We start from the raw sequence: 15,622 nt of genomic DNA on the forward strand, positions 1-15,622 counted from the left end.
TTGACACCATCTCACCTGCCATGTAATATATGAAAAGTCGTCACATACGTAACATCACAAAAGCATACTTCATTTCGTATAACCTCGCAGGCCAAACGTGTACACAGGGCGAGGGTCTCTACGGGAAGCCTATACTTCCTAACTACGATGCCAGGAATTTCATTTATTCCTTGCACGAAGTTAGGATTTTTTGCGTTTGGATGGCAGGTTGTGACCTTGGCATGAATTAGACATGCGGACGTATTATCGATCATCAGGAGGTTTATTCATAATGAAATACTATTTGTCCGTTCTCGCTGGAGCGATGAGCTATGGCATCTTATCAACTATAGTTGTGCTGGCATACGGTGAAGGATATCAACTCGGAGAGGTTGTCGGTTCACAGCTGGTCACGGGGTTCATCCTGTCCTGGTTGCTGGCATTATACACGAAATTTAAAACAAAACGCAGATCACAAACTAGCAAAACAGCAGCAGCAGCGACCCGTGTGTTTACGCGACTTACATGGAAGCAGCGTCTACTGTTAATGGCTGCAGGTACGCCAACAGTTATTACAGGTTTGGTGTATTATCAGTCATTACGTTACATTCCCGCATCCCTCGCCATTATTCTCTTGTTTCAGTTTACTTGGATTAGCGTGTTGATTCAGGCGGTAAGTAAACGGCAACGTCCAGACAAAGTAACCTTCCTAACACTGATTATCCTGTTCGGAGGTACTCTCCTTGCTGCAGGATTCCTGGAGCAGGGACTGAGCGAGTTTAACGGTCTGGGAATTGCACTCGGACTGATGGCGGCTGTGAGTTATTCACTGTTTGTGCTGTTTAGCGGCAAAGCTGTCCCGTCAGCTCATCCTGCTTTTCGCAGCGCGTGGATGGTTACCGGCGGATTGATTCTGCTCTGCATTCTGTTCCCGCCGACATTCCTGTTTAACGGACTGATCTGGAGCCAGCTGCTTGTGTTCGGATTACTGCTCGGTTTCTTCGGTGCTTTCATTCCGCCAGTGTTGTTCGCCATTGGGGTTCCTCATATTGGGGGCGATATGGCAGGCATTCTGGGTGCAGTTGAGCTTCCGGTTGCGGTGCTGTTATCCTCCATCGTCCTTCATGAGCATGTCAGCGGACTGCAGTGGTTTGGCGTCATTATCGTTCTGATCGGCGTTGCACTGCCAGAGTTATATAAGCTAAGGCTGAAACGGAGTCGAAGTGCTCCGCAGTATTCCTCTTAACTAACCCAGTAAGCCGGGGATGCGCTAGAGTTATCATGGATATAAATATAAAACAGTAGAGAAGCCTGAGTAATCAGGCTTTTTCTAATGAAACGAAGTTTTCAGTTGGATATACAGCCCTCACTTGCTAAGTATGATCAGACATGGCCCATAGGAGCCATTTTCTTCTGCAGTGGGTTAAGGTATGATATAGGCTGTACATTTATTTCAGGAAAAGAGGCATGCTGATATGAATAGCTCGATTAAGAAAATGTGGCCGTGGCTTACGCTGGGCCTTGCTGTTATTGTATTACTCGGATCATTTTTGGTTTATTTCATGGGCAAGGACATGTCTCCAGGGGCAGGAAGTTCGGTAACGGCGCAAGCGAAGACGTCTGAAGAATTGGAAGGATATGAAGTTATTGATGTGAATGTGAGTAATGACGGATTTGAGCCTGGGGTGATTGAAGTTAAAGCCGGAGTTCCCACTAAAATTAATTTTATTCTTACCCGGTCAGTCACCCATGTGAAATCGGTTGGTTCACAGGATCTGGGAATGGATTTGTACATGCAAAAAGGAGACAACTACTACACGGTTGATGAAAATTTGCAGCCTGGAGAATATGAAATTCACTGCGGCATGTACATGATATACGGAACAATTAAGGTCGTTTAAACGAGAGGAGCAGAGTCGGTGACAAGCTGGCTTTGCTCCTCTTTTGCATGCGTGCTATCATGGACTTGTGAGACATTTCATCTGGAGGTGGCTTAATATGAAAGCGCTATTTATTGGAGGAACGGGTACAATCAGTACAGCAATTACGCATCAGCTCGCGAGTCAGGGTTGTGAGCTTTACTTGATCAATCGGGGCAATCGTAATGATGATCTGCCCGCGGAAGTCAATGTGCTGCAGGCCGACATCAATGATGAAGAACGGGTGGCAGAACTCATTGTGGATCTTGAATTTGATGTCGTTGCAGACTTTATAGCTTTTGTACCGTCACAGCTCGAGAGAGATTATCGTTTATTTAAAGACAAAACCAAACAGTTCATATTCATAAGCTCGGCATCAGCTTATCAGACACCACTTGCCGACTATCGCATTACGGAAGGCACACCATTATCCAATCCCTACTGGGAGTATTCACGCAATAAAATCGCCTGCGAAGATTATCTGATGAAGCAGTACCGGGAGCATGGTTTTCCGGTGACGATTGTACGTCCAAGCCATACGTATGGTGACCTGTCTGTGCCTCTGGGCGTGCATGGTGCCAAAGGAAGCTGGCAGGTTCTCAAGCGAATTCGTGAAGGCAAACCCGTAATCATTCACGGTGACGGCACATCACTATGGACGATTACGCATAATAGTGATTTTGCCAAAGGTTTTATCGGTCTTATGGGTAATATCCATGCCATTGGTGAGTCTGTACATATTACCTCGGACGAGTCCGTGACGTGGAACCAAATCTATGAAATTATCGCTGGAGGACTTGGTGTCAAGCTGAATGCGGTTCATGTCCCTTCAGAATTCCTGGCTGCATGCAGTGATCAGGACCTTCGCGGCGGTTTGCTTGGAGATAAGGCCAATACGGTTGTATTCGACAATAGCAAACTCAAGAGGCTTGTACCTGAATTTGTAGCAACAACGAGAGCGGATCAGGGAATACGGAAAACGATACAGTATATGCTGGATCATCCAGAGCTGCAAACCGAAGATCCTGAATTTGATGTTTGGTGTGACAAGGTGGTTGGAGCTCTGGACGAAGCGTTGAAGAAGATTAGAGAATAGAAGTGAGGGGACAGTCATGACCCAGACGGGGCATCGAATCGTCAAGGAAATAACCAAAACGTTGACATTGGACTACTTGCTGCACATTCCGGATACGGAAGAACAACCAGCAGATAAGAAGTGGCCTGTTATTCTGTTTCTTCACGGATCAGGCGAACGTGGCAGTGATTTGAATAAGGTGAAAGCGAACGGACTTCCGAACATTGTAGATCAGGACAAGAGCTTTCCGTTTATCGTCATATCACCTCAATGTCCGGAGGATGAATTCTGGGCAATGGAAAAGGAAGCTCTGCATGCCATTGTTGAACATGTGCTGGAGAACTATCCTGCAGATCCGAAGAGAGTATATCTTACCGGATTAAGCATGGGCGGTTACGGGGCATGGCATCTACCCATCGACTATCCCCATGTATTTGCTGCCGTAGCCCCCGTGTGCGGGGGAATCGATCCTTCCAAAGCAGAAGCCTTACGTGATGTGCCGATCTGGGCATTTCACGGTGCCAAGGACGATGTCGTTCCTCTCTCGGAATCACAAGGAATTGTGGATGCCCTTGAAGCGATAGAGGCAAACGTGAAGCTGACTGTCTATCCGGAAGGGAACCATAATGCTTGGGATGAGACATACAGCAATCCGGACCTGTACAAGTGGTTTCTGAGTCACTCCTTGTAAACTTTTATGTATCATCCTTGCTGGTAGAACCACCAAGTGCATTAACCCTGCCAATAATGCTATAATAGGTTGCTAATATGATAAAAAGGGTAATGAACTATGGTGATGACTGATGAATAACAAGTTTATCCGAATCTACGAAGATATCGCAGCTCATATTCGGACTGGAGAGATCGAGGCTGGTTCGCTTCTGCCATCGGAGCTTGATTTGTCCGAAAGCTATCAGACGTCCAGAGAGACGATACGCAAAGCGCTGAAAATGCTGTATGAAGAAGGTTACATTCAGAAAATTCAGGGTAAGGGATCCATTGTATTGGATATCCGCAAGATTGATTTTCCCATTTCGGGACTGGTCAGCTTCAAGGAACTGGCCAAGAAAATGGGACAGCGGGCAAGAACACATGTTGAGGAACTAGAGGAACTGAAGGTAGATCAGGCCTTGTTTAAAACCATTCATTTTGGGATGGGCGAACAAGTGTGGAAAATCGTGCGTGTAAGAAATGTGGATGGAGAACGTGTCATTCTGGACAAAGACTATGTCAGTCAACGTCTTGTTCCGGGATTAACCAAAGAGATATGTAATGATTCCATTTACGAGTACATTGAGGATCAGCTCGGATTGTCCATTTCTTTTGCCAAGAAAGAGATCTTGGTGGAAGAGCCTACCGAAGAAGATCGAAGACTGATGGATCTGGAAGGTTTCCACAATGTTGTCGTTGTACGCAGCCAGGTCTACCTGGAGGATGCGAGTCCTTTTCAGTTCACGGAATCCCGGCACCGTCCGGACAAATTCAGGTTTGTTGATTTTGCAAGACGAAAATAATTGTATTGGATCAAAAAGAAATGCCTGTCCACTTCTTCATCATTGGACGGGTATTTCTTTTTTTCCATAAAGAGTTAAGAATGAGTTGACTAGTAAGCGTTTTCATTTTATTATAATCTCATAACTTAAACGATAAAGTAAATTATAAACATAATATTTAAAATTGTTTATTCTTATAACTTTATTTATTAGTTGATAAATTTGATTTTAGTTAACCTGTTGCCTTATGTAGGGTTAATTGAAATATAAAAAACTCAGGAGGTTATATGCCATGGCCAAGTTGCAAAAGGGTACAATCTTAACAGTCATTGCAGCACTGATGTTTGTCATTTTGGGGAGCGCGGCGCCCAAAGCCGCAGCAGCTACAGGTTTTTACGTGAATGGAGGCAAATTGTACGATTCTACGGGTAAACCATTTTACATGAGGGGTATCAATCATGGGCACTCCTGGTTTAAAAATGATTTGAACACGGCTATCCCTGCGATCGCAAAAACGGGTGCCAATACGGTACGAATTGTTTTATCAAACGGTACACAATACACCAAGGATGATCTGAATTCCGTAAAAAACATCATTAATGTCGTAAATGCAAACAAGATGATTGCTGTGCTTGAAGTACACGATGCCACTGGGAAAGATGACTACAATTCGTTGGATGCAGCGGTCAACTACTGGATAAGCATCAAGGAAGCACTGATCGGGAAGGAAGATCGGGTTATTGTAAACATTGCAAACGAGTGGTACGGAACATGGAACGGAAGCGCGTGGGCTGACGGGTACAAAAAAGCTATTCCGAAATTAAGAGATGCGGGTATTAAAAATACCTTGATTGTAGATGCAGCAGGCTGGGGTCAGTACCCTCAATCGATCGTCGATTACGGACAAAGCGTATTCGCCGCGGATTCACAGAAAAATACGGTGTTTTCCATTCACATGTATGAGTATGCAGGCAAGGATGCGGCCACCGTCAAATCCAATATGGAAAATGTGCTGAATAAGGGGCTGGCCTTAATCATTGGTGAGTTCGGAGGATATCACACCAATGGAGATGTCGATGAATATGCAATCATGAAATATGGTCAGGAAAAAGGGGTAGGATGGCTTGCATGGTCTTGGTACGGTAATAGCTCTGGATTAAACTATCTTGATTTGGCAACAGGACCTAACGGCAGTTTGACGAGCTATGGTAATACGGTTGTCAATGATACTTACGGAATTAAAAACACGTCCCAAAAAGCGGGAATCTTTTAAAGCTATACCTATTTCAATCGATATTGTTCGGTAAGCATGATTGAATTTTAAACGGCATGTTAAAACTCTACTGGTTTTCACTGCATTCTTGACACTCTGACGGCAGCGTCAGGGTGTCTTTTAATTTAAACGAATTAGCAGGGAGATCGATCTTTTGAATATTTCCGTTTATATTTAAAATCTTTTGTTTTCAAAACAAAACAAAGATGTTAAACTCTGATTAGGAATAAAACAAACATTATCGGAGGGAAATGAATGGTACAGAGTTTATGGAATTCTTCACAGGCTTCTGAGCAAACAACGGGACTTGAGCAGCTGGTTTACCGATCCAATCTGATTGGCGCAGACCGCAGTGTATGCAACATTTATGGTGGAAATACGTCTACCAAAACAACAGTGAAGGATTTTCGTGGACGTGATGTAGAAGTCATGTACGTGAAAGGAAGTGGCTCCGACCTGGGCTCAATGCAAGCGAAGCATTTTACAGGCCTGGCTCTGGAAGACATTCGTCCCCTGATTGAACGTGAATCAATGACGGATGAAGAGATGGTTGAATATTTGGGTCATTGCATGATCGATTCCAAGCACCCTCGTGCTTCGATCGAGACCTTGCTGCATGCATTTCTTCCATATAACCATGTGGACCACACACATCCGGATGCAATTATCAGTCTGTGCTGTGCAGATAACGGGAAAGAGTTGGCGAGAGAGATTTATGGAGATCGGTTTGTATGGGTCCCATATGTTCGCCCAGGTTTTACATTATCCAAGATGATTGCTGAAAGCGTATTCGCGAATCCGAATGCGGAACTGGTTCTAATGGAGAAGCACGGACTCGTCACTTGGGGAGAGACGTCCGAGGAATGTTACGCACAGACCATCAAGATTATCAATGAGGCGGAAGCGTTCATTGAAGCTCGTGTGGATGAAGGAAGTTTGTTTGGTGGCGTTAAACATCCGGCGCTTGCTGCTGAAGTGCGGCGTGAGATTGTAGCCAAAATCATGCCAACGCTCCGCGGTGCAGTATCGGATAGCAAAAAAATGATTCTGTCCTATGACGATCAGGACGATGTACTTGCTTTTGTCGGTGGAGCCAATTCACCAGAGCTGTCACAGGTGGGGGCGGCATGCCCGGATCATCTGGTACATACCAAAGTCGTTCCGTTGTTCATCGACTGGACGCCGGATGCCGAGGATATCGATGGTCTGAAAGCCAAGCTGACCGAAGGCGTAGCTCAATACAAAGAGCAGTACAAACAGTATTTTGAAAGCAACAAAAACGACGGCGATGTCATGTTTGAAGCAGCCCCTCGCGTTATTCTCATCCCGGGTGTGGGCATGATCAACACAGGCAAGAGCTGGGCGCTATCCCAAGTAAGCGGAGCACTGTATCACCGTGCGATTGCCGTCATGCGGGGCGCGACGAGCCTGGGTAAATTCGTATCCCTTAGTGCAAATGAGTCTTACAATGTAGAATACTGGCCGCTTGAATTGTATAAATTGTCCCTTGCACCGGCCGAGACGGAATTCTCCCGGAAAGTAGCGTTTATTACAGGTGGCGCCGGTGGGATCGGCAGTGAGACTGCACGCAGGCTGGTATCCGAGGGGGCTCACGTCGTTCTGGCTGACCTGAACCTGGAAGGGGCTCAAAAAGTAGCCCAGGAAATCAATGACCAATATGGTGCTAATCGCGCATATGCGCTAAAAATGGATGTAACGGATGAGGCAGCTGTGCAATCGGCATACGCTGAAGTAGCTGTACAATATGGTGGAGTGGACATTATCGTTAACAATGCGGGTCTTGCCACATCGAGTCCATTTGACGAAACATCCCTGAAGGAATGGAACCTCAACATGAATGTGCTGGGTACCGGATACTTCCTCGTTGCCCGTGAAGCGTTCAAGCTGATGAAACAGCAGGGAATAGGCGGCAGTATGGTCTTCATCGGGTCGAAAAACTCGGTCTATGCTGGTAAAAGTGCATCGGCATACAGCTCGGCGAAAGCCCTTGAAGCTCACCTTGCACGTTGTATTGCAGCTGAAGGCGGCGAATATGGCATTCGTGTCAACACGATACTTCCTGACGCGATTCTGCAAGGGTCTGCGATCTGGAATGGTTCCTGGAGAAACGAACGTGCGGCAGCGTATGGTATTGAGCCCGATCAACTGGAGGAGTACTACCGTAAGCGTACGACATTGCTCGTAAATATTTATCCGAAAGATATTGCGGAAGGAATTGCCTTCTTTGCTTCTTCCAAATCCGAGAAAACAACCGGATGCATGATGACCATTGATGGCGGTGTACCGGCAGCATTTACACGTTAAGAGGAGGGTTTCTGCGAATGGATAACCAAGTCAAGCAAGCGTATGAAGCAGCCAAATTGTTATATGCCCAGCATGGAATTGATACGGATGAAGTATTGGAGAAGCTTGCAGAGATCAAGGTATCTGTGCATTGCTGGCAAGGTGATGATGTGAAAGGCTTTTTGAACCAGGATGGAGAGTTGACGGGAGGCATTTCCGTTACAGGTCAATATCCGGGTGCAGCAACCACTCCTGCTGAACTTCGGGCGGATCTGGAACAGGCCTTTTCGCTGATACCAGGCAAGCATAAGGTCAATCTGCATGCGATCTATACCGATACGGACGAAAAAGTGGAGCTGGATCAGATTGAACCCAAGCATTATGAGAAATGGGTGCAATGGGCGAAGGAGCAGGGACTGGGGCTTGATTTCAACCCGACGTGTTTTTCTCACGAGAAATCGAGCGACGGGTTTACACTGAGTCATCCTGATCCGGAGATCCGCAAGTTCTGGATTGATCACTGCAAGGCGTCTCGGCGCATCGGCGCTTATTTCGGCGAGCAATTAGGCCAGACGTGCGTAACCAACGTTTGGGTTCCTGATGGCTTCAAGGATAATCCGGTTGATCGCATGACACCACGCAAACGCCTTAAGGATTCGTTGGATCAAGTATTTGCAGAGAAGCTTGATCCGAAGCATAATCTGGACGCGGTTGAGAGTAAACTGTTCGGCCTTGGTTCGGAAGCTTACGTGGTTGGGTCACACGAGTTTTATATGGGATATGGATTGCAAAATGATACCTTGATCTGCTTGGATGCAGGCCATTTCCATCCCACAGAGGTCATCTCCAACAAGCTGTCCTCCCTTGCACTCTTTACAAGTGGCATTCTGCTGCATGTGAGCCGTCCAATGCGTTGGGATAGTGACCATGTCGTCATTATGGACGATGAACTGTTGGAAATTGCACGCGAACTTGTTCGTCACGACCTGTTGCCAACGACGCATGTGGGTCTTGATTTCTTTGATGCCAGTATCAATCGGGTAGCGGCTTGGGTTGTTGGAACGCGTAACACGATCAAAGCTCTGCTGCGTGCCATGCTGGAACCGGTGGATGCACTAAAAGCCGCTGAACTGCAAGGTGATTATACGGTTCGGCTTGCACTGACTGAAGAATTCAAATCCTATCCATTTGGTGCCATCTGGGATTATTATTGTGCCCAGCAGGGAGTGCCTGTTCGCGAGAAATGGATCTCCGAGATCAAAACCTATGAAGAAGATGTTTTGCTGCAGCGTGGTAAATCGCTCGTTTAACTTAATCTTGTAAAGCAATTTTGTATTACTTCATCCTAAACTGATAAAAGTCCGCATTGGAGCCTGCGTTCCATTGCGGGCTTTTTGGCGTTGCAATCATTCACGATGCATAAGTAAACCGAGAAATAACATACTACAAATACATAAACAGACTTATAGAATAGCCCAGCTACTGCAGCAAAGCGAAAAGGAGGATGCTTCAAATTGAATCTAGCCCACAATAAGTTGTATGTCGCTGCACTTGGCGGCGTAAACGAAATTGGTAAGAACATGTACATTATTCAGTACAACAAGGATATTATCGTCATCGATTGTGGTTCCAAATTTCCGGATGAGACCTTGCCGGGCATCGATCTGATTATTCCGGACGTCTCCTACTTGCTGGAGAATCTGGACCAAGTGAGAGCACTTGTGGTTACTCATGGACACGAAGATCACATTGGGGGCATACCCTATTTTCTGAAACAAATGAATATCCCTGTATATGCATCCAGGCTTACCCGAGGGTTGATTGAACTGAAGCTGAAAGAGCATAACATGCTGCGAACGGCAGATCTTCATACAATCGATGCTCACTCCACTGTAAAGCTGGGGGATATCGACGTTTCCTTTTTTGCAACGAGCCACAGTATCCCGGACTGCCTGGGTGTCTTCTTCCGTACACCTGGTGGAAATGTGGTACATACCGGCGATTTCAAGTTCGACATGTCACCCGTGAATGGGCCTTATCCTGACCTGTATCGAATGGCTGAGATTGGTAAACAGGGCGTTCATCTATTGCTGTCCGAGAGTACGAATGCTGAACGGCCTGGATTTACACCCTCGGAGCGAGTTGTAGGTGATCGTATTCTGGATGCATTTATTCGAGCCAGGCAAAAAATATTTATCTCCACCTTCGCTTCTAATGTCAGCCGGGTCCAGCAAATTGTGAATGCCACCTTTGAGACTGGGCGCAAACTGGCCTTGCTGGGCAGAAGCATGGTTAACGTCGTGTCGGTTGCCAGTGAACTGGGATACCTTGATGTTCCTGATGGTCTGCTGATTGAAGCGATCGATGTGGATCAGTTTCCTCCCGAACAAGTGGTCATTCTCTGTACGGGAAGCCAAGGTGAACCTATGGCTGCACTGTCTCGGCTCGCAACAGGTAAGCACCCTCATGTGAGAGTGGCAGCAGGTGACACCGTCATTATTGCAGCAGGAGCAATTCCGGGCAACGAACGCAATTTAGCCCACGTTATTGATAACCTGTATGTACTGGGAGCAAGAGTACTATATGGTTCGAGCGGGTCGGGGGGAATGCATGTATCGGGGCATGGCAGTCAGGAAGAGCTAAAGCTGATGCTTACACTCATGAAGCCGGATTATCTGGTTCCTATCCACGGCGAATTCCGCATGCTGTACCAGCACCGATTGCTGGCTGAAGCGGTTGGCATAGACCCGGATCACGTATTTATCGTAAATAATGGTGACATGATTCAGTACAAGGACGGCGAGGCATCACCGGGTCCCAAAATCGCTTCAGGCAACAGTCTGGTTGACGGCTTGATTATGGGGGATGTAGGTAATATTGTGCTTCGGGATCGCAGACAGTTATCGTCAGACGGTATGCTAGTCATTGTGACGACACTTAGCAAAACGGAGAAGCAAATGGTCACATCTCCAGAGATCATTTCCAGAGGATTCGTGTTTGTGAAAGACTCGGAGGAATTTATGCAGGAGATTCATGCCCTGGTACTGTCCAGAATGGAAGAATTGACCGGAGCCGGAGTGAACCAGTGGAATGTCATCAAAAGAAAGCTTAAGGACGAGATCGGACATTACATTTATGCCCAGACGAAACGAAGACCGATGATCCTGCCTATTATCATAGAGGTATGAAAAATGGTTAGAATAAGAAAAAGCCTGAGGAATGCTCATTCATATTTAATGAATAGGCAACTCCTTCAGGCTTTTTGTTTATTGTTTGATTAAAAAATTCTGTTCACTATCTTCTGCGACTATTAATCCTTCAATAAACCGGATTGTCTCACAGAGGAGAAGAACTGATGGAATTGTTCGATGTTCAACTGCTGCGCACTATCGGATAGCGCGACCGCTGGATTGGGATGCACTTCCACCATAACGCCGTCGGCACCAGCCGCCAGAGCAGCTTTGGCGCATGGAGCCAGAATATCTTTGCGTCCGGTAGAGTGGGTTACATCCACCAAAACGGGAAGATGGGTTTCCTGTTTTAGAATAGGAACGGCAGAGATATCAAGGGTATTGCGTGTGGCTTTTTCATAAGTGCGAATCCCTCGTTCGATCAGCATGACTTGTTTATTCCCACGGGACACGACATACTCCGCAGCATGCACGAATTCATCAATGGTTGCTGCCAACCCTCGTTTTAGCAAAATCGGAATACGAGCGTCGCCTGCTGCTTTGAGCAACTCGAAGTTTTGCATGTTTCGGGCACCGATCTGGATCACATCGATGTAATCCGCTGCCAGCTCGATATGGCCTGGATGCACAATCTCACTGATCGTTTTGAGACCGAACTCGTCAGCCACTTCCTTGAGAATTTTCAGTCCTTCAATCCCTAGGCCCTGAAAATCATATGGAGAGGTACGTGGTTTAAACGCTCCGCCGCGCATAACCGAGATCCCGGCTTCTTTCAAAGCTTTGGCAACCTCCCGGACTTGCTCGTAACTCTCGACGGAACAAGGTCCGGCAATCATTATTGGTTTGCCCGCCCCAACCTGAATGTCACCAATGGAAACGATCGTATCCTCCTGCTGGTTTTTACGGCTAACGAGAAGCTGTTTCTTGTGATCGTCGACCTGCAAATGCAGCGAAGCCTGAAAGATCTGCTTGAACAGCAGCTTGATGGCATCATCATGGAAAGGCCCAGGATTGGCTGCCGTCAATTCTTCGAGCATTTCTTTCTCACGAACGGGGTCAAACTTGGGAACGCCCTGTTTTTCCTTGATCTGACCAATTTCCTGTGTGATTTGCGCCCGCTCTGATAGTAAGTGAAGCAGATCATGGTTAATCTCATTCAATCGGCTTCGTAATTGTTCCAAGGATTTGTTCTCGTCCATTTACAACCACTCCTCCATTACGTTGGATATGAATTCATTTTATTGAAAAACAAAAAAGCCCTTCATCCGCAAGGGACGAAGAAGCCGTGGTACCACCCTAATTAGAAACGGTTCAGCCTGATTGCAGGCATGCCGAATCTCACTTTGACCTTTTAACGCAAGGAACGGATTGTCCTAGAAGCTGACTCTTGAAGAAGCCGCTTTTCAGCAATCGGCTCGGGAGTGAACTTCGGCGGATGGTTGCCTCGGGTGCTCTCAGTCTTTGGCACCACGTCCCTGTAATCAACGCCAGATTCCGCTTACTCTTTCCGTCATAGCCTGTAAACTGTTTATTGATATGTTAGTATTCCATCGTGCACGATATGAATTGAAGTTATACTAGCATGTACACCATATACATGCAATGAATTGAAGTGATGCCGCACATCAATAACGCTGTACTGCAGCACAATGCTATTCGCCACATTGACGTCAACCAAGTATAATAAGAAGGGTGCTTTATCCATTTTCATTTTTAAGCTGTACACAAGAGGAGTAACTATGAACAAAACCATTTCTGATATCGCTCAACTGGCCGGCGTGGCCAAAAGCACCGTTTCCCGTTTTCTGAATGGCGGTTCGGTCAGTGAAGATACACGTCAGAAGATTGAGCGCATTATCAAACAATATAATTACGTACCGAACACCTTTGCACAGAGCCTCAAAGCGAAGAAAACCAGTATTATCGGAACAGTCGTCCCGCGGCTGGACTCATTTGCAACTTCACAGACGCTTATCGGCATAGATGAGGAATTAAGAACCAATCAGTACCAGATGTTGATTGCCAATACAAGCCAGGATATGCACCGCGAGATCGACGCCATTTATGATTTTGCAAGGCAGAAGGTATCCGGCATTATTCTGCTTGCCGCAGAAGTGACTGAAGCACATCTGAAGGCAGTCGAAGAGATTGGCATTCCGGTGTTATTGGTGGGACAACAGCATGAACGTCTGCATAGTCTGGTTCACAACGATGACCAGGCCGGATACGATATGGGCAAATATGTGGTGGAGAAGGGGCATCGCCAGATTGTTTATATTGGAGTAACGGAGAGGGACCAGGCCGTCGGCATACATCGCAGACAGGGATTTCAGCGTGCCATCGCCGAAAATGGCGGGGATCTGTGTAATGTTACCTACTATGAGACAAGCTTCAAAATGTCCGAAGCGATCGTTACAGCAGAAGCCATTCTTCGGGACAATAAACCGAGCATCATTGTAGGTGCCACGGATAACATCGCACTTGGTGTTATGAAGACTGCTTTCTCTAACAAGATTCGAATACCTCATGAATTGTCAGTAGCTGGATTTGGCGGATACGATATCACGGAAATGATTCATCCGGCGCTGACAACAGTGAAATTTCATTATTTGCAGGCCGGTAAACTGGCTGCGAGCCATATGATTCGTCAGGTTACAGGTGAGCCGGTAGGGAAGCAAACTATACTTGATGTGGAATTGATTCCCCGAGAAAGCGTTGACAACGTATAAACGTATCCTTTATGATAATTCCATCGAACCGGTTCCATTCGTTTGAGATACTCGAATTGGAATAGTGGTTTTGGCTGTATGCCGTGGAATTATTTTTTTATTTGCGTTGGAACCGGTTCCTCTTCAATGTAATGATTTTAGGCAAGGTTAGGAGATATGTTATGAAAATGACCAGAGAGCAGCGCTACCGATTCATTGAGCAGGCGGAAGAAGGAGAGATTGATAAGCTGAAAGCGTTGATTTCCGCTTGCTCGTGGAGACAATCCTATCATATTCAACCTGTTACGGGTTTACTCAATGATCCTAACGGATTCTCATACTACCAAGGACACTATCATCTCTTCTATCAATGGTTTCCTCTGGGAACAGAGCACGGAATGAAATATTGGTATCATGTTCGCTCGACAGATCTTGTGAACTGGGAGCAGGTGGGCATCGGCATCCGTCCCGGTGATAAGTTCGATTCGCACGGAGCTTACTCAGGAAGTGCCATTGTCAAGGATGACAAGCTGCATTTGCTCTATACAGGCAATACCAGGGATGAAGCATGGATCAGACATCCGTTTCAATGCTTGGCGATCATGGATGAAAGCGGTTCAGTTGTGAAAGCCGAGCAGCCGGTTATATCGTCAGTACCGTCCGGGTACACAGAGCATTTCAGGGACCCGAAGGTTTGGCAGGATGGGGATACCTATTATTGTGTAATCGGAGCACAGCGGACAGACATGACAGGATGCGCGGTGTTGTATCGATCATCCAACCTCACCGCGTGGGAGTTTCTGGGTGAGATTCAGACACAGCTCTCGCAATTCGGCTATATGTGGGAGTGTCCAGATTACTTGGAGATGAATGGCAGAGGCGTGCTTCTTTTTTCACCGCAGGGTATCGAAGGTGAAGGGGATTTGTACAACAACATTTTTCAGTCAGGTTACCTGATTGGTGAGCCATTGAATCTACAGACGAGAGAGTTTGATCACGATTCTTTTCAGGAATTGGATCGCGGGTTCGATTTCTATGCGCCACAATCGATGGAAGCGCCGGACGGAAGACGCATATTGATTGGATGGATGGGACTTCCGGATGTGGAGTATCCAACCGATGCGAGCGGATGGGCACATTGCCTTACGATCCCGCGCCAGTTGTCCCTGAAAGACAGCAAACTCATTCAGCAGCCTGTAGATGAGATGAAGAAATTGCGTCAACAATCCGAGGGGCACCGTTATCAAACGACACTTGATAACAGATCTGAAAGTGTTGCTGCATTCAGCGGCACTGCCTATGAGCTGGAGTGTGAAATCAGTCATTTTGATGCTGAACGATTCGGGATTGAATTTCGAACAGGCGGTGAAGAAAAGACTGTTTTGCAATACGACCGTCTCCAGCAAAAGTTGATACTGGACCGAACCTTATCAGGTGCTCCAATGGGGGGCATGAATGGCACGGTACGCCAGTGCAAACTGAACGGAGATCGGATCAAGTTACAACTGTTTGTAGATACGTCATCGGTTGAAATATTTGTCAATGATGGGGAAGAGGTATTCACAAGCCGAATTTTCCCAAGCCCCGAAAGTACGGGAATTCGTTTTTTTGCGAGTGGAGGCAAGGCTGAGTTCAAAGCGACCAAATGGGATTACTAGATATCAGGTGAGGGGAATGAAA

General features: G+C 46.5%; 12 protein-coding genes. 11 read left to right on the top strand and 1 reads right to left on the bottom strand.

Annotated elements, in window-relative coordinates:
* The first annotated feature begins 271 nt into the window (after nucleotides 1–271).
* The 9 genes from MHB82_RS12845 (at nucleotide 272) to MHB82_RS12885 (ending at nucleotide 11,231) form a co-directional block, all read left to right on the top strand.
* The gene (locus MHB82_RS12845) at nucleotides 272–1,225 is read left to right on the top strand and encodes an EamA family transporter (RefSeq protein WP_341174841.1); all 954 of its coding nucleotides are present in this window, start codon (nucleotides 272–274) and stop codon (nucleotides 1,223–1,225) included.
* A 229-nt stretch (nucleotides 1,226–1,454) separates the two neighbouring features.
* Nucleotides 1,455–1,880, top strand: coding sequence for a cupredoxin domain-containing protein (locus MHB82_RS12850; RefSeq protein WP_095358366.1), 426 nt, complete (start codon nucleotides 1,455–1,457; stop codon nucleotides 1,878–1,880).
* A gap of 97 nt (nucleotides 1,881–1,977) precedes the next feature.
* Complete coding sequence (locus tag MHB82_RS12855; protein WP_341174842.1) at nucleotides 1,978–2,994, top strand: SDR family oxidoreductase; 1,017 nt, start codon at nucleotides 1,978–1,980, stop codon at nucleotides 2,992–2,994.
* Nucleotides 2,995–3,010: 16 nt separating this feature from the next.
* Nucleotides 3,011–3,664 carry a carboxylesterase family protein gene (locus MHB82_RS12860; RefSeq protein ID WP_110822407.1) on the top strand — a complete coding sequence of 218 codons (654 nt, stop codon included), beginning with the start codon at nucleotides 3,011–3,013 and terminating at the stop codon, nucleotides 3,662–3,664.
* 112 nt (nucleotides 3,665–3,776) lie between these two features.
* Entirely contained in the window at nucleotides 3,777–4,487 is a 711-nt protein-coding gene (gene treR / locus MHB82_RS12865; protein WP_095358363.1) for a trehalose operon repressor, read from the top strand.
* Between the two features lie 271 nt (nucleotides 4,488–4,758).
* The gene (locus tag MHB82_RS12870; protein WP_095358362.1) at nucleotides 4,759–5,739 is read left to right on the top strand and encodes a glycoside hydrolase family 5 protein; all 981 of its coding nucleotides are present in this window, start codon (nucleotides 4,759–4,761) and stop codon (nucleotides 5,737–5,739) included.
* Nucleotides 5,740–5,994: 255 nt separating this feature from the next.
* The gene (locus MHB82_RS12875) at nucleotides 5,995–8,064 is read left to right on the top strand and encodes a bifunctional aldolase/short-chain dehydrogenase (protein WP_095358361.1); all 2,070 of its coding nucleotides are present in this window, start codon (nucleotides 5,995–5,997) and stop codon (nucleotides 8,062–8,064) included.
* Nucleotides 8,065–8,081: 17 nt separating this feature from the next.
* Nucleotides 8,082–9,353: an L-rhamnose isomerase gene (gene rhaA, locus MHB82_RS12880; RefSeq protein WP_095358360.1), complete on the top strand. Its 1,272-nt coding sequence runs from the start codon at nucleotides 8,082–8,084 to the stop codon at nucleotides 9,351–9,353.
* A gap of 204 nt (nucleotides 9,354–9,557) precedes the next feature.
* Nucleotides 9,558–11,231, top strand: a complete 1,674-nt coding sequence (locus MHB82_RS12885; RefSeq protein ID WP_095358359.1) for a ribonuclease J — start codon at nucleotides 9,558–9,560, stop codon at nucleotides 11,229–11,231.
* 122 nt (nucleotides 11,232–11,353) lie between these two features.
* Here MHB82_RS12885 and MHB82_RS12890 read toward each other — a convergent pair whose 3' ends face one another.
* Nucleotides 11,354–12,433 carry a bifunctional 3-deoxy-7-phosphoheptulonate synthase/chorismate mutase gene (locus tag MHB82_RS12890; RefSeq protein WP_095358358.1) on the bottom strand — a complete coding sequence of 360 codons (1,080 nt, stop codon included), beginning with the start codon at nucleotides 12,431–12,433 and terminating at the stop codon, nucleotides 11,354–11,356.
* 540 nt (nucleotides 12,434–12,973) lie between these two features.
* Between MHB82_RS12890 and MHB82_RS12895 the strand changes: the two genes are divergently transcribed.
* Complete coding sequence (locus MHB82_RS12895) at nucleotides 12,974–13,963, top strand: LacI family DNA-binding transcriptional regulator (protein WP_095358357.1); 990 nt, start codon at nucleotides 12,974–12,976, stop codon at nucleotides 13,961–13,963.
* Between the two features lie 161 nt (nucleotides 13,964–14,124).
* A complete protein-coding gene (locus tag MHB82_RS12900; RefSeq protein ID WP_341174843.1) occupies nucleotides 14,125–15,600 on the top strand; it encodes a glycoside hydrolase family 32 protein in 1,476 nt (491 codons plus the stop codon).
* Nucleotides 15,601–15,622 lie beyond the last annotated feature (22 nt).

Origin of the sequence: Paenibacillus sp. FSL K6-2862 (genome assembly GCF_038005125.1) — a bacterium.
GTDB classification, from domain to species: Bacteria; Bacillota; Bacilli; order Paenibacillales; family Paenibacillaceae; genus Paenibacillus; species Paenibacillus illinoisensis_A.

Bases quoted from the DNA above. Each gene is read 5' to 3' on its own strand.
- MHB82_RS12870 (WP_095358362.1), top strand. From the start codon at position 4,759: ATGGCCAAGTTGCAAAAGGGTACAATCTTAACAGTCATTGCAGCACTG.
- MHB82_RS12850 (WP_095358366.1), top strand. From the start codon at position 1,455: ATGAATAGCTCGATTAAGAAAATGTGGCCGTGGCTTACGCTGGGCCTT.
- rhaA (WP_095358360.1), top strand. From the start codon at position 8,082: ATGGATAACCAAGTCAAGCAAGCGTATGAAGCAGCCAAATTGTTATAT.
- MHB82_RS12890 (WP_095358358.1), bottom strand. From the start codon at position 12,433: ATGGACGAGAACAAATCCTTGGAACAATTACGAAGCCGATTGAATGAG.
- MHB82_RS12855 (WP_341174842.1), top strand. From the start codon at position 1,978: ATGAAAGCGCTATTTATTGGAGGAACGGGTACAATCAGTACAGCAATT.
- MHB82_RS12860 (WP_110822407.1), top strand. From the start codon at position 3,011: ATGACCCAGACGGGGCATCGAATCGTCAAGGAAATAACCAAAACGTTG.
- MHB82_RS12845 (WP_341174841.1), top strand. From the start codon at position 272: ATGAAATACTATTTGTCCGTTCTCGCTGGAGCGATGAGCTATGGCATC.
- treR (WP_095358363.1), top strand. From the start codon at position 3,777: ATGAATAACAAGTTTATCCGAATCTACGAAGATATCGCAGCTCATATT.
- MHB82_RS12895 (WP_095358357.1), top strand. From the start codon at position 12,974: ATGAACAAAACCATTTCTGATATCGCTCAACTGGCCGGCGTGGCCAAA.
- MHB82_RS12900 (WP_341174843.1), top strand. From the start codon at position 14,125: ATGAAAATGACCAGAGAGCAGCGCTACCGATTCATTGAGCAGGCGGAA.
- MHB82_RS12875 (WP_095358361.1), top strand. From the start codon at position 5,995: ATGGTACAGAGTTTATGGAATTCTTCACAGGCTTCTGAGCAAACAACG.